This is a genomic window from Caulobacter sp. GW821-FHT10F06, assembly GCF_058809215.1.
On record NZ_JBXASK010000004.1, the window covers coordinates 472258 to 488745 of the forward strand.

Annotated in this window: 14 protein-coding genes; all 14 read right to left on the reverse strand. The window is 68.4% G+C overall.

The window, feature by feature from the left end:
• Positions 1-2: 2 nt before the first annotated feature.
• A complete protein-coding gene (locus AC1RUS_RS11515) occupies positions 3-860 on the reverse strand; it encodes a CheR family methyltransferase (protein WP_492916121.1) in 858 nt (285 codons plus the stop codon).
• Positions 861-931: 71 nt separating this feature from the next.
• Entirely contained in the window at positions 932-1417 is a 486-nt protein-coding gene (locus AC1RUS_RS11520; protein ID WP_492916123.1) for a chemotaxis protein CheW, read from the reverse strand.
• Complete coding sequence (locus AC1RUS_RS11525) at positions 1417-3102, reverse strand: methyl-accepting chemotaxis protein (protein WP_492916125.1); 1686 nt, start codon at positions 3100-3102, stop codon at positions 1417-1419. The genes AC1RUS_RS11520 and AC1RUS_RS11525 overlap by 1 nt, the downstream gene beginning before the upstream one ends.
• Before the next feature lie 32 nt (positions 3103-3134).
• Positions 3135-4949, reverse strand: coding sequence for a methyl-accepting chemotaxis protein (locus tag AC1RUS_RS11530; protein ID WP_492916127.1), 1815 nt, complete (start codon positions 4947-4949; stop codon positions 3135-3137).
• A 20-nt stretch (positions 4950-4969) separates the two neighbouring features.
• Entirely contained in the window at positions 4970-5464 is a 495-nt protein-coding gene (locus AC1RUS_RS11535) for a chemotaxis protein CheW (RefSeq protein WP_492916129.1), read from the reverse strand.
• A gap of 14 nt (positions 5465-5478) precedes the next feature.
• Entirely contained in the window at positions 5479-7446 is a 1968-nt protein-coding gene (locus AC1RUS_RS11540) for a chemotaxis protein CheA (RefSeq protein WP_492916131.1), read from the reverse strand.
• Positions 7443-7808 (reverse strand): response regulator, encoded by a 366-nt coding sequence (locus AC1RUS_RS11545; RefSeq protein WP_492916133.1) that lies wholly within the window; start codon positions 7806-7808, stop codon positions 7443-7445. The genes AC1RUS_RS11540 and AC1RUS_RS11545 overlap by 4 nt, the downstream gene beginning before the upstream one ends.
• The gene (locus AC1RUS_RS11550; protein WP_492916135.1) at positions 7805-8125 is read right to left on the reverse strand and encodes an STAS domain-containing protein; all 321 of its coding nucleotides are present in this window, start codon (positions 8123-8125) and stop codon (positions 7805-7807) included. Before AC1RUS_RS11550 ends, AC1RUS_RS11545 begins: the two co-directional genes overlap by 4 nt.
• Positions 8126-8381: 256 nt before the next feature.
• Positions 8382-9080 (reverse strand): response regulator, encoded by a 699-nt coding sequence (locus tag AC1RUS_RS11555; RefSeq protein WP_492916137.1) that lies wholly within the window; start codon positions 9078-9080, stop codon positions 8382-8384.
• A 7-nt stretch (positions 9081-9087) separates the two neighbouring features.
• Positions 9088-11769 carry a DUF4118 domain-containing protein gene (locus tag AC1RUS_RS11560; RefSeq protein WP_492916139.1) on the reverse strand — a complete coding sequence of 894 codons (2682 nt, stop codon included), beginning with the start codon at positions 11767-11769 and terminating at the stop codon, positions 9088-9090.
• Positions 11770-11773: 4 nt separating this feature from the next.
• Positions 11774-12346: a potassium-transporting ATPase subunit KdpC gene (kdpC, locus tag AC1RUS_RS11565; protein WP_492916140.1), complete on the reverse strand. Its 573-nt coding sequence runs from the start codon at positions 12344-12346 to the stop codon at positions 11774-11776.
• 28 nt (positions 12347-12374) lie between these two features.
• The gene (kdpB, locus tag AC1RUS_RS11570) at positions 12375-14441 is read right to left on the reverse strand and encodes a potassium-transporting ATPase subunit KdpB (RefSeq protein ID WP_492916143.1); all 2067 of its coding nucleotides are present in this window, start codon (positions 14439-14441) and stop codon (positions 12375-12377) included.
• Between the two features lie 17 nt (positions 14442-14458).
• Complete coding sequence (gene kdpA / locus AC1RUS_RS11575; RefSeq protein ID WP_492916145.1) at positions 14459-16171, reverse strand: potassium-transporting ATPase subunit KdpA; 1713 nt, start codon at positions 16169-16171, stop codon at positions 14459-14461.
• A 12-nt stretch (positions 16172-16183) separates the two neighbouring features.
• Positions 16184-16276 carry a potassium-transporting ATPase subunit F gene (locus AC1RUS_RS11580; RefSeq protein WP_492916147.1) on the reverse strand — a complete coding sequence of 31 codons (93 nt, stop codon included), beginning with the start codon at positions 16274-16276 and terminating at the stop codon, positions 16184-16186.
• Between the last annotated feature and the right edge of the window lie 212 nt (positions 16277-16488).

Genomic DNA, 16488 nt, shown 5'->3' on the forward strand with positions numbered 1-16488 from the left:
TTCTACCGCTTCTGGAAGACCGTGTTGGCGATCTGGACGACGGGCAGGTCAATCCCGACGATCGACTCCGAGTGACCCAGGAACAGATACCCGCCGGGCGCGAGATGGTTGCACAGCCGGCTCAGCACCTTGGCCTGGGTCGGCTTGTCGAAATAGATCAGGATGTTGCGGCAGAAGATGATGTCCAGGCCCATCTCGACCGGATAGGCGTCGTCCATCAGGTTCAGGCGCGCGAAGCTGAGCTTGCTGCGCAGGTTCGGCTTGATCCTCACCTCGTTGCGCGACGGGTCGCGGGCGCGCATCACATATTGCTGGCGGCGCGCCATCGAGACCGGCTCGATCATCTGCTCGGAGAACCGCCCGGCGATCGCCTGGTCCAGCACCTCGGTGCAGATGTCGGTGCACAGGATCGAATAGTCGGTCCCGCGCTGCTTGGCGCAGAACTCGTCCATGATCATGGCGATGGTGTAGGGCTCGGCGCCGGTCGAGCAGGCCGAGCTCCAGATCTTGATCTCGCGCTTGCCCTTGGCCGCCAGGGCGGGAAGGCCCTTGGCGACTAGGAAATCGAAATGGGCCGGTTCGCGGAAGAACTCGGTCTTGTTGGTGGTCACCGCATCGATCAGGTGGATGACCTCCGACGCCATGCCGTCCTCCTCGAAGAGGTAGTGGCAGTAGGCGTTGACGTCGTCGATGCGGGTGGCGCGCATGCGGCGGCGCAGGCGGCCTTCCAGCATGGTGCGCTTGTTGGCCGGCATCTTGATGCCGCTGTAGTCCTGGATGAAGTTGGCCAGGCGCTGAAAGTTCCTGGCGCTCAGCTGCTGTTCGGCCTGGGGCGCCTGGAGGGCGGCGGATGTCGACACGGGCTTCTCCGGTTGCGGCGCGTCGCGCCGCGAAGACTGTGAGCGGTCCTTTCTGGACCGCCCCGTTTTTCTTAGGCCGCCTGGCTCAGGACGGCGGCTTCCTGGCTGGTCAGCAGGCGCTCGAGATCGAAGATCACAACGAAGCCGCCCTTGCCGTCCGGGGTGGCGCGACGGACGACGCCCTTGATGTATTCCGAGCGCCACGGCACGCCGATGTCCGGCGCGGTTTCGATCTGCTCGTTGGCGACCGACACGACCTCGATGACGCGATCGGCGACCAGGCCCAGCGACAGAACGCGATCGGCCAGCGGCACGTCCAGCACCAGCACCCGCGTGGTCGCCGTCGGCGCGATGCGCGGCAGGCCCAGCTTCAGGCGCAGGTCGATGGTCGGGGTGCCGCGACCGCGCACGTCGGTCAGGCCCAGCAGGTAGTCGGGCCCTTCCGGGATGGCGAACGGCGCCTGGTAGTCGAGGATCTCGCGCACATAGGCCACCGAGACCGCGAACACTTCATGGCCAAGGCCCAGGGTGACGAACTGGCTTTCAGTCGAGGCCATCAGGCGTATTCCCGGAAATCGGCGTCGTCGGCGTCGGGGCCGCCGCTGGTGAGGTCGAGGGCGAAGCCGGTGGCGCGGGCCTGCTGGGCGGCCACGGTCTGGCGCGGCGCCGAGGCGGCGGGCTTGCGCAGGGTTGGGGCGGCGGCGCGCTTGGCGGCCGCGCGGGTGACCGGGCGACGGACCGGAGCACCGTTGGCGCTGGTGCGGAAGTAGGCGATCGAGGTCTGCAGCTCCTCGGCCTGGGCGGCCAGTTCCTCGGAGGTCGCCGACATCTGCTCGGACGCCGAGGCGTTCTGTTGGGTGACCTTGTCCAGCTGCTGGATCGCTTCGTTGATCTGGCTGGCGCCGATGTCCTGCTCGCGGCAGGCGGCGCTGATCTCGGCGACCAGTTCGGCGGTCTTGCGGATGTTGGGGACCAGGGTGGTTAGCATCTCGCCGGCCGACTGGGCCGCGCGCACGGTGTCGGACGACACGGCGCCGATTTCGGTGGCGGCGGTCTGCGAACGCTCGGCCAGCTTGCGCACTTCCGAGGCGACGACGGCGAAGCCGCGACCATGCTCGCCGGCGCGAGCGGCCTCGACGGCCGCGTTCAGGGCCAGCAGGTCGGTCTGGCGGGCGATCTCCTGAACGATGGTGATCTTCTCGGCGATCGTGCGCATGGCTTCCACGGCGCGGTTGACCGCTTCGCCGCTGACTTCGGCGTCCTTGGCCGACTGGCGGGCGATCTTCTCGGTCTGGGCGGCGTTGTCGGCGTTCTGCTTGATGTTCGAGGCCATCTCTTCCATCGAGGCCGAAGCCTCTTCGGCCGACGAGGCCTGTTCGGTGGCGCCTTGCGAGACCTGCTCGGAGGCGGCCGAGAGTTCCTGGCTGCCAGCCGAGACATTCTCAGACGCCGAGATCGCGTCGGAGACCACGCCGCGCAGGCGCTCGATCATGATGTTCACATGGCCCAGCAGGTCGCCGATCTCATCCTTGGTGGTGATGTCGACAGTCCGGGTCAGGTCGCCGTCGGCCACCGCCTTTACGGCGTCCGAAGCGCGGTTGAGGCCCTTGCTGACGGCCATCGAGATGTAGATGGCGGCTCCGGTCGCGATCAGCAGAGAGATCGCCGTCAGGGCGATCAGGCTGTTGCGGACGTTGGCGAAGTCTGCGTCGGCCTTGTCGGTGGCGGCGTTCAGCTGTGCTTGCGACAGCTCGACCAGTTCCTGCACCTGGGCGCCGGCCTCGGTCACCGCCTTGCGGCCTTCGCCCATCGACAGGGCGGTGGCCTCGACGTCGTGATTGGTCAGGGTCAGGTCGTAAATGCGGCTATGGGTCTCGATCAGGCGGTCCCAGGCCGAGCCCAGAGCCTGCCACCGGGGCTTGCCCTCGGCGGTCGCGAGACCTTCGGCCTTGGCCAGCAGGGTTTCAAAGGCCTGCTTTTCCTTGGTGATCGAGGCCTCCAAGGTCTTCACCTCTTCGGGGGTGTCGACCAGGACCATGTTCTTTTCCGCCCGCACTACATTGAGCAGGTGGATGTTGAGCTGCTGGGCGGCCTGCAGGCGAACCGCCGGGCCGTCGACCATCGCGTTCATGGCGCGATTGGTCGACGATAGGCTGTTGATCCCGAACAGGGTCGCGGCCAGCAGAAGGGCGATGATCAAGCCGAAGGCCAGACCAAGTTGCAATTTGATCGTGAAGCGCATGGTCGTGGTCCTTCAGCTGATGATCGGGATCGTCAGTATTCGGTGAAGTCGCTGTCGTCGTGATCCGGGCCGCCTTGGCTCAGGTCCAGGGCGAAGCCCTGGGCGCGGGCCTGCTGGGCGCGCACGGCGCCGCGGGCGGGAGCCTTGCGCGTCGCGGGCTTGGGCGGCGCGGCAGCGGCCTTGGCGGCGCGGGCGGGCGCCAGGCGGACCACTGGGGCCGGCTTGCGGACCGGCTGGTTCGACAGGCGGAAGTAGGCGATCGAGGTCTGCAGCTCCTCGGCCTGGGCGGCCAGCTCCTCGGAGGTCGCCGACATCTGCTCGGAAGCCGAGGCGTTCTGTTGGGTGACCTTGTCCAGTTGCTGGATCGCTTCGTTGATCTGAGAGGCGCCGATGTCCTGTTCGCGGCAGGCGGCGGAGATCTCGGCGACCAGTTCGGCGGTCTTGCGGATGTTGGGCACCAGGGTCGTCAGCATCTCGCCGGCCGACTGGGCGGCCTTGACGGTGGCCGAGGACACTTCGCCGATTTCGGTGGCGGCGGTCTGCGAGCGCTCGGCCAGCTTGCGCACTTCCGAGGCGACGACGGCGAAGCCGCGGCCATGCTCGCCGGCCCGGGCGGCTTCCACCGCCGCATTCAGGGCCAGCAGGTCGGTCTGACGAGCGATCTCCTGCACGATGGCGATCTTCTCGGCGATGGTGCGCATGGCGTCGACGGCGCGGTTGACCGCTTCGCCCGAAACCTCGGCGTCCTGCGCCGACTGGCGGGCGATCTTCTCGGTCTGAGCGGCGTTGTCGGCGTTCTGCTTGATGTTCGAGGCCATCTCTTCCATCGAGGCCGAAGCCTCTTCGGCCGACGAGGCCTGCTCGGTGGCGCCTTGCGACACCTGCTCCGAAGCCGACGAAAGCTGTTGGCTGCCGGCCGAGACGCTCTCGGAGGCCGAGACGGCGTCGGAAACCACGCCGCGCAGGCGCTCGACCATGCGCTCCAGGGCCAGGCCCAGGGTGTCCTTGTCCGACAGCGGCTTGGCTTCGACGGTCAGGTCGCCGTCGGCGATCTGGTCGGCGATGCCGGCGGTGGCGCGCAGGTTGGCGGTCATGCGGCCGACGGTGTCGATCAGGTCCTTGATCTCGTCGTTGGTGCTGACCTTGGCGGTGAAGGCCAGGTCGCCCAGGGCGACGGCGTCGGCGACGTCGGCGACCTTGCGCAGGCCGCGGCTGATGGTGGTGGAGATCCACCAGGCGGCGGCGCCGGCCAGGATCAGGGCGACGATGGCCGCGCCGATCAGCACGTTGCGGGTGCCTTCAAAGGCCTTCTGAGCCGAAAGCTCGGCGGCCTTCAGGTGATCTTCCTGGAGATCGACCAGCTCGCCGGTGGTCTTGCGCAGCAGGGCCGTGATCTGGCTGGAGGACGGAGCCTGCGAAACCTTGGTGGCCTCTTCGTTCTTGTTGTCCATGGCCAGCTTGCGGACATCGGCCTCGATCGGCGAGTACTGGTCCCAGGCGCTCTGCAGCTCGGCCCACTTGGCCTTGTCGGCGACCGGCGCGGCGGCGGTCGACTCGGCCAGCTGGCCTTCGAACTGCTTGCGGAACTTCAGAATGTCGGCTTCGTAGCTCTTCATCTTGTCCGGCTTGGTCGCCAGGATCAGGTTCTTCTGCGAGCGCACCATCTCGACGAAGGACGTCTTCAGGCGCTGGGCGTCGGCCAGCTGGGTCACCGGACCCGCCAACACGGCCTTGAGGTTGTTGTTCAGCGAGCCGAGGCTGACCACGGCGAAGATCGTCGCGCCCATCAGCATGGCGATGAGCAGGCCGAACGCGATGCCGAGCTTGAGTTTGATCGTGAAGCGCATGGTTTAGGTCCGGTCCCGGCTCAGGATTGAAGAGCGTTGATAGGCGTGACGGTGGCGGTCGATTGACCGCGCGCCGCGAAGATCTGGTCGAGGTCTGGAATGACGATCAGGTCGCCGTTCCGACGGGCCAGCAGGCGAATGAAGTCCGAGCGCCAACGCAGGCCCACACGCGGGGCCTCCTCGGTGACGGCCCGGTCGATGGCGGTGACCTCGTGCACCTTGTCGGCGCGCAGGCCGATCAGGGTGGGCTCGCCGTCCAGGTCGTACTCGATGACGACGATGCGGCTGTCGATGGTGGGCGCGGCGGCGTCCATGTCGAAGGCCAGGCGCAGGTCGACCAGCGGGATGACCCGGCCACGGAAGTTGATGACGGCGCCGACGAAGGGCGGCGCGCCGGGCACGTCGGTCTCGGGCAGCAGGTCCAGGACCTCGCGCACCAGACCGGCCTCGAGGGCGAAGGTCTCGCCGCGCAGGTCGAAGGTCAGGGCCTCGATCAATCCGGTTTCGGGGGTCATGTCCGGGCCCTTCCTCAGCTGGCCGCGCGCAGGGGCGCGTCGGGACGTTGGCCGGCGGCCACCAGGTGGCCGATGTCCAGGATCAGGGCGACGCCGCCGTCGCCCAGGATGGTGGCCCCCGAGAAGGCGCCGACCTCGGCGTGGAAGCCCGACAGCGCCTTGATGACGGTCTGGTGGTCGCCAAGGATTTGGTCGACGACCAGGCCCACGCGTTCCTGGCCGGTGGAGACCACGACGATCTTCTGGTGGGCGTCCGGCTGCAGGCCGGTGGCGAACATCTGGCGCAGGCGAATGAACGGCACCAGCTGGTCGCGCAGGGTGATCAGGCTGCGGCCCGTCGAGCGCAGGTCCTGCTCGACCGACAACTCCACGCACTCCTCGACCGAGGCCAGCGGGATGACGTAGCGGCTGGTCCCGACCCGCACGAGCAGGCCGTCGATGATCGCCAGGGTCAGCGGGATGCGCAGCGAGACGACCGAGCCCTGGCCCGGCGTGCTGGTCAGGTCGATCGAGCCGCGCAGGCCCTCGATGGTGCGCTTGACCACGTCCATGCCGACGCCGCGGCCCGACAGATTGGTGATCGCCGCCGCCGTCGAGAAGCCGGGCGCGAAGATCTGCTGCAGCAGTTCGTTGTCGCTCAGCACCTGGCCGGGTTGGATCAGGCCGTTCTCCTCGGCCTTGGCGCGGACGCGGGCGCGATCGACGCCACGGCCGTCGTCGGTGATGGTGATGACCACCTCGGCGCCGGACTGACGGGCGGCCAGCACGATGTGGCCGGTCTCGGGCTTGCCGGCGGCCAGGCGCTGCTCGGGCGTCTCCAGGCCGTGGTCGGCGGAATTACGGATCAGGTGGATCAGCGGATCGGCCAGGCGCTCGATCACCGTCTTGTCCAGCTCGGTGGTCTCGCCTTCAGTCGACAGCTCGATGGTCTTGCCGGTGTCGCGGGCCAGGTCGTGAATCAGGCGGCGGAAGCGGCCGAACAGCTGAGCGATCGGCACCATGCGCACGACCATCATGGTGTCGCGCATTTCCGAGGCCAGGCGCTCGATCTCTTCGGCGACGGCGCGCAGGGCGATGTCGCTGCTGGAGGCGGCCAGTTGTTTCAGGCGCGACTGGGCGATGACCAGCTCGCCGACGCGGTCCATCATCTCGTCCAGGCGCTCGGCCGGGACGCGGACGGTGTCGCCGCTGGCCTTGCGACCTTCGCTGGCGGCGGCGGGGGCCTCGTCATTGGCGCTGGCGACGGGCGCGGCGACCACGTCCGCCACGGCCGTGGTCTCGGCGACGGCGGCGGGCGCGGCGGTCAGGTCCTGGATGTCCAGGGTCATGTCGTCGATCACGAAGATGAAGACATCCTCGATCGCGTCGCGGCCGTGCTTGGTGACCAGGGTCACGTCCCAGGCCAGGTGGCATTCGGTGGGGACAAGGTCGTCAAAGGCGGGGACCGCGTCGGTGACGGCCACGACCTGGCACTCGCCCAGCTCGCGCAACTCGTCCAGGAGCGGCAGGGGGCGGGTGCCGTTGAGCAGGGCGTCAGCCGGCAGGCTGAACTTGACGCGCCAGGTGCTGAGGGCCGGGGCGGCGGGCGCGGCGACCTCGGCCGGCTGACCGGCGCCCTCGACGACGCGATGCAGCTCGGCCAGCAGCGCCTCGCCGGTGGCTTCCGGAGCGGGACGGCCCTCGGCCAGGGCGCGCATGTGGTCCTGGCAGGCCAGGACGGCGCCGACCAGTTCGGACGTTGCGGCGACCTCGCCCTTGCGGACGCGGTCGAAGGCGGTTTCGCAGTGGTGGGTGAAGGCGGCCAGGGCGTCGAAGCCGAACATGGCCCCAGAGCCCTTCAGGGTGTGGAGGCCGCGAAACACCGCGTCGACGAGGTCGCGATCGCCGGGACGGTGCGCCAGGTCCAGCAGGCCCTGCTCGATGTCCTCGAACAGCTCCTGGGCTTCCTGGCGGAAGATCTCGACGGGATCCTGACCGCTCACTTGGCCAGCACCTTCTTGACGACCCGCACCAGCTGTTCGGGATCGAAGGGCTTGGTCAGCCAGCCGGTCGCGCCGGCGGCTTTCGCCTGCGCCTTGATCTCGGCGTCGGACTCGGTGGTCAGGAACAGGATCGGCACGCCCGCGCCGGCCGGGCGCTGGCGCAGCTCGCGGATCATCGCCAGGCCGTCCATGACCGGCATGTTCAGGTCGGTGACGATCAGGTCAAAGCCGCCGGCGCTGCCCTTGTCCAAGCCGTCCTGGCCGTTCACCGCCTCGGTGACGGCGTAGCCCTCGCCGCTCAGGGCGATCTTGATCGCCTGCCGGATGCTCGCGGAGTCGTCCACGGTCAGGATCGAGGTCATTGGGCGGTTCCTTGTAGCCAGAACTTGGCGCGGTCGGAGGTTTCGTCGTCGAGGAAGCCGCCGCGCTGCAGCACCTCAAGCACCGCGCCCGAGGCAGGCTGACGTAGCGTAAAGTCTCGACCAGCTTCAGCAGCCTTGCGGCGAGCGGCCTCGATGAGTTGGACAAAGGTCAGATCGGTCTCGGTCAGACCATCGATGTCCACGACAACGGGTCCATCTTCAGACAAGGCGGCCCCAAGCTCGTCGTGAGCTTGCCCGATATTCAAGATTGTCACATCACCGGCAAACGAGATCGGCGCGCGCTCAAGATCAGCCAATAACATCGGCCCCCGCAACAAATAAATATCGGCGTTATCTGAGTATGATTTCTACTTATGACTTTGTGGGGGCGTGATTAAATTAGGGTAAATCGGACAACCTGTGGGGGAGCGACAATATGTCACGACCAGCGCGCAAGGCGCCGACCCCGCTTTTCACAAGCTAAAGCAATGATTTCCGTGTACGGATTATATACGCAAGCCCTTACAGGGCGTGGCTTTGACGAGCGCTGTCAAAGACTTTCGAGGACCGGATCTATGCCTCGTCGGCGATGAAACGGTAACCAACACCGGGTTCGGTGAGCAGAATTTTCGGAGCCGAAGGGTCGGTTTCCAGCTTCTGGCGCAGCTGGCCGACGAAGACGCGCAGGTACTGGGTGTCGTCAGCATGGGCAGGACCCCACACCGACACCAGCAAGTCCTTGTGCGTAAGGACCTTGCCGCGTCCCAGCGCCAGGCGCGACAGCACCTCGTACTCGCGGGGCGACACCTTGACGATCTCACCCGCCCGCGAGACGCGCCTCATCTCAAGGTCGAGCTCCACCTCGCCGGACCGGATAGGGCCTTGCGGTCCGCGCACATCGGCCCGCTGACGCAGGGCGACCCTTAGCCGCGCCAGCAGTTCGCCGACGCCGAAGGGCTTTTCGACATAGTCGTTGGCGCCGCGATCCAGGGCCTCGATCTTCTCGCTCTCGCGGTCGCGGGCCGACAGGATCAGGATCGGGCCGGCGTAGAAGGCTCGGGCCTTGGTCAGCACCTCGCGGCCGTCCATGTCGGGCAGGCCCAGGTCCAGCACCACGGCGTCGGGCGACCACAGGGCGATCCCGCGCAGGCCTTCCTGCCCGCTGTCGGCGCGCAGGGGCTCATAGCCGGCGGCGTCCAGTGCCGGGCCCAGGAACCGATGGATCTGCGGTTCGTCGTCGATGACCAGGATGCGGGGTCGAAGCGCGCTCATCGGCCCTTCATAGCAGATGATGCGGCGTGGCGACGGCCTTGGGCAGGCTGATCAGGATGCGAGTGCCGCGCCCGTCATGGATCGGGCTGGCGGCGGCGATGCGCCCACCCATCGCGTCGATGAAGCCCTTGGAGATCGCCAGGCCCAGGCCCGAGCCCTGGACGCGATCGCTGCTCTCTTCCAGCCGGCGGAACCTCTCGAACACCTGGGCCAGCTCGGCGGTGGGAATGCCCCTGCCCTCGTCCTCGATGCTGAGCACCACGTTCGATCGGTCCTCGTAGGCCGCCAGTTCGATGCGCGTGTCGGCGGCGCTATAGGCGATGGCGTTTTCCAGGATGTTGACGATGGCCTGCTCCAGCAGGCTGGCGTCGACCTGGATCAGGCTGAGCTCGCCCGGGTAGTCCCGCGCGACGACCCTGCCCGCGAGACGTCGTTCGACCCGCTCGGCGGCGGCGTTGAGCACGTCGCGGGCGTCGGTCCAGTCGGTGCGCAGACGCAGGGCCCCGCCCTCCAAACGGGTCATGTCCAGCAGGTTGCCGACATAGCGGTTCAGCCGCTCAGCCTCCTCTCGGATCGAGACGATCAGGTCGTCACGCACCTCGGGCTTTAGGGTCTTGCCGTAGTCGATCAGGGTGCTGGAGGCGCCCAGCACCGTCGACAGCGGCGTGCGCAGGTCGTGGCTGATCGAGTTGAGCAGGGCCGAGCGGAAACGGTCGGCCTGGCGGAGGCTTTCGGCCTCGACCGCCTCGGCGGCCAGGTCCGCGCGCTCCAGCGCCACCGCGCCCTGTTCCAGCAGGGCCAGGACCAGACGCTCGCCGTCGGAGCCTGGGGTCATGGCGCCCGCCTCGATGCCCGCCACGCCCGAGCGCGATCGCACGCCGTCCAACGGCCAGAAGGTCCAGGTGGTGTGCGGCAGGGTGCCGGTGCCAAAGCCGGCCGCCTCGCCCTTCTCCCAGGCCCAGCGGGCGGCGGCCATGGGTCCGGCGTCCAGCGCGGTCAGGGCCGTGGGCGCGGCGGCCACCACTTCCAGCTCGCCCTTCGACGGCAGCAGCACGATGGCGCGGGCCCCGGCGGCGGCGGCGGACTGCTCGGCCAGGGCCAGGGCGGCGGCGTCGCGATTGGCGGCGCCCGACAGGGTGCGGCTGGCGGCCAGCAGGGCCGAGACCGCCGCCGCGCGGCGCTGGGCGTTGTGGGCCTGGTCGCGCACACGGCCCGCCAGACCGCCGGTCGCCAGGGCCACGGCCCAGAACACGATCAGGGTCAGCACATCGGTCGGCGCGCCGATCTCCAGGCTGTAGCGCGGCGTCAGGAACAGGTAGTTGTAGATGATGAAAGCCGCCGTCGCCGCCGCCAGGGCCGGTCGCCGGCCATGGATCACCCCGGCCGCCAGCACCGCCGCCAGGAAGATCATCCCCACGTCGACCGGTTCGAAGGTCGTATCCAGCACCCAGGCCAGGGCCGTCGCCACGGCCACGAAGCCGGCGCTGACCAGATAGCCGCGCCAGCCGCCCGGCGCGCGCGGCGGCTTCGCCGGCTTGACCGGCGCGCGCGAAGCCTCGGTGACCACATGGATCGCCTCGCCCCGCGCCTCGCGCAGCAGGGCCGCCGCCAGGGACTTGCCCAGTCGCGCACGCCAGGCGCTCTCCACCGACTTGCCGATGACGATCTGGGTGATGTTGTTGCGCCGGGCGTGAGCCATCACCGTGGCGACGATGTCGCCGCCCGTCAGGGTGATCGTCGAACCGCCCAGCTGCTCGGCCAGTTTCAGGGCGCTGTGCAGGTGGCCAGCCGCCGACGGGCCGGCGCTGGGACGGTCGGGCCGCTCGATGTGGGCCACCGTCCAGGGTGCGTCCATCATCATGTCGGAAAGCCGCCGTCCGGCCCGGACCAGCGAACTGGCGATGGCGTCGCCGCCGACCAGAACCAGTATCCGCTCGCCCGCCGCCCAGGGCCCCTCGACGCCCTTCTCGCGCATGGTGGCGACCAGCTGGTCGTCCACCGTCTGGGCCGCGCGGCGCAGGGCCAGTTCGCGCAGGGCGGTGAGGTTCTCGACCTTGAAGAAGTTCTCCGAGGCCAGGCGCGCGGTCTCAGGCACATAGACCTTGCCCGCCGCCATCCGCTCGCGAAGCTCGTCGGGAGTGATGTCGACCAGTTCGATATCGTCGGCCCGCGACAGGGCGCTGTCGGGCACCGTCTCGCGCTGGCGCACGCCGGTGATGCGCAGCACCACGTCGGCCAGGCTCTCCAAGTGCTGGACGTTCAGCGTGGTCCAGACATCGATGCCGGCCGCCAGGATCTCCTCGACATCCTGCCAGCGCTTGGGGTGGCGCGAGCCCGGCGCATTGGAGTGGGCGTATTCGTCGACAAGAAGCAGCTTGGGCCGATGGGCCAGCGCCGCGTCGATGTCGAACTCCATCAGCACGCCGCCGCGATGGTCGATCGGCTTGCGGGCCAGGACGTCCATGCCGCGCAGCAGGCTCTCGGTCTCGCGGCGGCCGTGGGTCTCGACGACGCCGATCAGCACGTCCTGGCCCTCGGCCTTGCGACGGCGGGCGGCGCGCAGCATCTCGTAGGTCTTGCCGACCCCGGGCGCCATGCCCAGAAACACCTTCAGGCGCCCCCGGCCGGCCCGGTTGGCAGCCGCCAGGAGCGCCTCCGGGTCGGGGCGTTTGGGTGTGTCAGCCGCCAAGCCATCAGCCCTTTGGTAGAGCGTCGAGCGCCCGGTTGACCGCCAACACGTTCACGCGCGGCTGGCCGATGAAGCCCAGCAGGCGGCCCTGGGTCTTGGCGTCGATGGTCGCTTGAACCGTGGCGACCGGTAGACCTCGCGTCTTGGCGATCCGCTCAGCCTGTAAGCTGGCATAGGCCGGCGAGATATCCGGGTCGAGCCCGGAGCCCGAGGTCGTCACCGCGTCGGCGGGGATCATCCGGCCGGCCGCCTCGGCCCGCAAGGCGTCGGCGTCGGCCTTGACCCGCTCGGCCAGGGCCGGATTGGTCGGCCCCATGTTGGAGCCGCTCGAGGCCGAGGCGTCATAGCCGCTGCCGGCCGCCGACGGACGCGGGTGCAGATATTCCGGCTTGGCGAAGGTCTGGCCGATCAGGGCCGAGCCGATCACCGCACCCTTGGCGTCGCGCACCAGGCTGCCATTGGCCTGGGCCGGGAAGGCCGCCTGGGCGACGCCGGTGATGGCCAGCGGATAGGCTAGTCCCAGCAGCAGGGTGAACAGGGCCATCGAGACGAGGGCGGGGCGAAGATGGGAGAGCATGGAAATCAGAATCTCCGAGAGCTGCAGCTTAAGCCAAGCCGAGCGAGGATACGATCATGTCGATCAGCTTGATGAAGGCGAACGGGGCGACCAGGCCGCCGAGGCCGTAGACCAGCAAGTTGCGGGACAAGAGCTTGCCGGCCCCGACGGCGCGATACTTCACGCCTTTCAGCGCCAGCGGGATCAGGGCCACGATCACCAAGGCGTTGAAGATCACCGCCGACAGGATCGCGCTCTGCGGGCTGTGCAGCTTCATGATGTTCATCGCGCCCAGCGCCGGCAGCGAGACCACGAACATCGCCGGGATGATGGCGAAATATTTGGCCACGTCGTTGGCGATCGAGAAGGTCGTCAGGGCGCCGCGGGTGATCAGCATCTGCTTGCCCACCTGGACGATCTCGATGACCTTGGTCGGATCGCTGTCGAGGTCGACCATGTTGCCGGCCTCGCGGGCCGCCTGGGCGCCGGTCTGCATGGCCACGCCGACGTCGGCCTGAGCCAGAGCCGGCGCGTCATTGGCGCCGTCGCCGCACATGGCCACCAGTCGGCCCTTGGCCTGCTCGTCGCGGATCAGACGCAGCTTGTCCTCGGGCGTGGCCTCGGCGAGGAAGTCGTCGACGCCGGCTTCGGAGGCGATGGCGGCGGCGGTCACCGGGTTGTCGCCGGTGATCATCACCGTGCGCAGGCCCATGCGGCGCAGATCGGCGAAGCGTTCCTTGACGTTGGGCTTCACGACATCCTTCAGGTGGATGACGCCCACGAGCACGCCGTTCTCGCTGACCGCCAGCGGCGTGCCGCCCGAGCGGGCGATGCGATCGACGGCGGCCACGACTTCGGGCGGGACCATCTTCCGATCCAGGGCGAGCGACTTGTACACCGCATCGACCGCGCCCTTGCGCCAGGACATCGAACCCGCGTCCAGACCCGACTGACGGGTCGAGGCGGTGAAAGCGATCGACGTCGCGCCGGCCGGGATCTCGATCACCACGCCCTGGTTGCGGCCCAGTTCGACGATCGAGCGGCCTTCCGGCGTCTCGTCGGCCAGTGAGGCGCTGACGGCGGCGCGCAGGGCGGCGTCGGGGCGCACGCCGGGGGCGGCGATCACCTCGGTGGCCATGCGGTTGCCGAAGGTGATGGTGCCGGTCTTGTCCAGCAACAGGGTGTCGACGTCGCCAGCGGCTTCGACAGCGCGACCAGACGTGGCCAGCACATTGACCTTCAGCAGACGGTCCATGCCGGCGATGCCGACGGCCGAGAGCAGCCCGCCGATGGTCGTGGGGATCAGGGTGATGAACAGTGCGCCCAGCACCAGCGGATCCAGGGCCACGCCCGAGAACTTGCCCAGGCCCAGCAGGGTGACCACCGCGATCAGGAAGATCAGGGTCAGGCCGGCCAGCAGCACGGCCAGGGCGATCTCGTTGGGCGTCTTGCGACGGTCCGCGCCCTCGACCATGGCGATCATCCGGTCGAGGAAGGTGTTGCCCGCCTCGGCCGTGACCCGCACCTTGATCCAGTCGGAGACCACCGTGGTGCCGCCGGTGACGGCCGAGCGGTCGCCGCCGCTCTCGCGGATCACCGGCGCGCTTTCGCCGGTGATGGCCGCTTCGTTGACGCTGGCCATGCCCTCGATGATCTCGCCATCGGTGGGCACCACGTCGCCGGCCTCGACCAGGATGATCTCGCCGACGCCCAGCTTGTGGGCCGGCGTGGGCAGGATGGTGCCGGTCTTCTCGTCGATGATCAGCTTGGCCTTGGTGGTCACGCGGGTGGCCCGCAGGCTGTCGGCCGCCGCCTTGCCGCGTCCTTCGGCGACGCTCTCGGCGAGGTTGGCGAACAGCACCGTGGCCCACAGCCAGCCGGCGATCTGCACCGCGAAGCCCGAGGGCTGGTGGGCCGCGATGGCCGCCGCCGCCGACAGGGTCGACAGCAGGGCGACGATCCAGGTGGCGAAGATCACCGGGTTGTTGGTGAGCTTGCGCGGGTCGAGCTTGATGAAGGCGTCGCGGCCGGCGCGGGCCAGCATCGAGCCGGAAAGACCGCCCGCCAGGGGCGGAGCCTTGCGGCCCTCCCCGGCGTCGAAATCGATGGAAGTCATGACAATCGCCTTTGCGATCAGTGCGTCTGGGCGATCGTGGCGAGCATCTGGAAGTGCTCGACGATCGGACCCAGCGCGAGAGCAGGGAAGAATTGCAGGCCGCCCAGGATCAGGATCACCCCGATCAGTAGGCCGATGAACAGGCCGCCGTCCGTGGGCAGGGTCCCGGCCGAGGGAGCCAGCTTGGGCTTGGCCGCCAGGGCGCCGGCGATGGCCAGAACCGCGACGATGGGGGCGAAACGGCCCATCAGCATGGCGATGCCCAGGGTGGTGTTCCACCACGGCGCGTTGGCCGTCAGACCGCCGAACGCCGAGCCGTTGTTGGCCGTGCCAGAGACGTAGGCGTAGAGGATCTCCGACAGACCGTGCGGCCCGGCGTGCATCAGGCCCTTCAAGGCCTCGGGCAGGACGGCGGCGACGGCCGAGAAGCCCAGCATCGACAGCGGGATCACCAGCACCGCCAGCATGGCCAGCTGGATCTCGCGCGCCTCGATCTTCTTGCCGAGATATTCCGGCGTGCGGCCGACCATCAGGCCGGCGACGAACACCGCCAGCAGGGCCATCACCACCATGATGGCGATGCCCGAGCCGATGCCGCCAGGCAGGATCTCGCCCAGTTGCATCAGGAACATTGCCACCCCGCCGCCCAGCGGCATCAGGCTGGAATGCATGCCGTTGACCGAGCCGCTGGAGGCGCCCGTGGTCATGGCGGCCCAGACGGACGTGGCCGGCGCGCCGAAGCGCACTTCCTTGCCTTCCATGTTGATCGAACTGTCGACATGGGCCGCCAGCAGGGCCGGCGCGGGCTGGGTTTCGGTCACATAGATCGCGGCCGCGCCGGCGGTCAGCAGGATCGCGGCGGCGACCACCAGGGCGCGGATGTCCTTGCGGGCCATAGCGCTGCGGCCGAAAGCGAAGAACGCCGCCCAGCCCAGCAGGTTGATGGACACCGCCGTGATCAGGTTGGTGAGCGGGGTCGGGTTCTCGAACGGGTGGGCGGAATTGACGTTGAAGATGCCGCCGCCGTTGATGCCCAGCTGCTTGATGGCCAACTGGCTGGCCGTGGCGAACAGCGAGATCTTCTGCTCGCCGCCTTCCAACGTGTGGGCCGTGACGCCCGCCGCCAGAGTCTGGGGCACGCCCAGGGCGACCAGCACGATCGACATCACGATGCACAGCGGCAGCAGCACGTAGAGGGTGGTGCGCGTGAGATCCGCCCAGAAGTTGCCGACGCCCTCGCCGCGCTTGGCGATGAACGCGCGAGCCAGGGCGGCCGCGATCGTCGCGCCGGTGGCGGCCGAGACGAAGTTCTGCACCGTCAGCACGATCATCTGGCTCAGCGTCGACATCGTCGTCTCGCCGCCATAGCTCTGCCAGTTGGTGTTGGAGACGAAGCTGGCCGCGGTGTTGAACGCCAGGTGCGGCGAGACGCCGGCGAAACCCTGCGGGTTCAGCGGCAGCACGCCCTGCAGGCGCAGCACGCCATAGACGACGAAGAAGCCCACGGCGTTGAAGGCCAGCAGCGCGCCGGCGTACGAGAACCACTTCTGGCTCTTGGTGGGATCGACCCCGCAGGCCGAATAGAACAGGCGCTCGACCGGACGCAGCACCGGGTCGAGCCAGGTGCGTTCGCCGTTCCAGACGCGGGACATATAGACGCCGAGCGGCCAGGCGATCGCGATCGCCAGGCCCAGCGTCAGGGCGATTTCCGCCCAACCTTGCCAATTCATGGAATGGATCCGTCAGAACCGGTCGGGCCGCACGAGGGCCACGATCATGTAGGCCGCGACGACGATCGCCCCGGCTCCCCAAAGCACGCTCACGAGCAGGGTCATCACACGCGCCTCAGCGCGGCGGTGAAGGCGACGAAGGCCAGGAACGCCCCCGCCCCAAACGCCAGAAAGATCAGGTCAGCCATCGCTCGACCTCCGTTGTTGATCGGAGGGAGACACCACGGACGGCCGTAAAGGCTCCATGCGGAAGCCCGCCCCGCGCATAAGGGCGGCGTAAAGATCGGGCGCTCCTCCCGAGGAAAGCATCTGCCGCA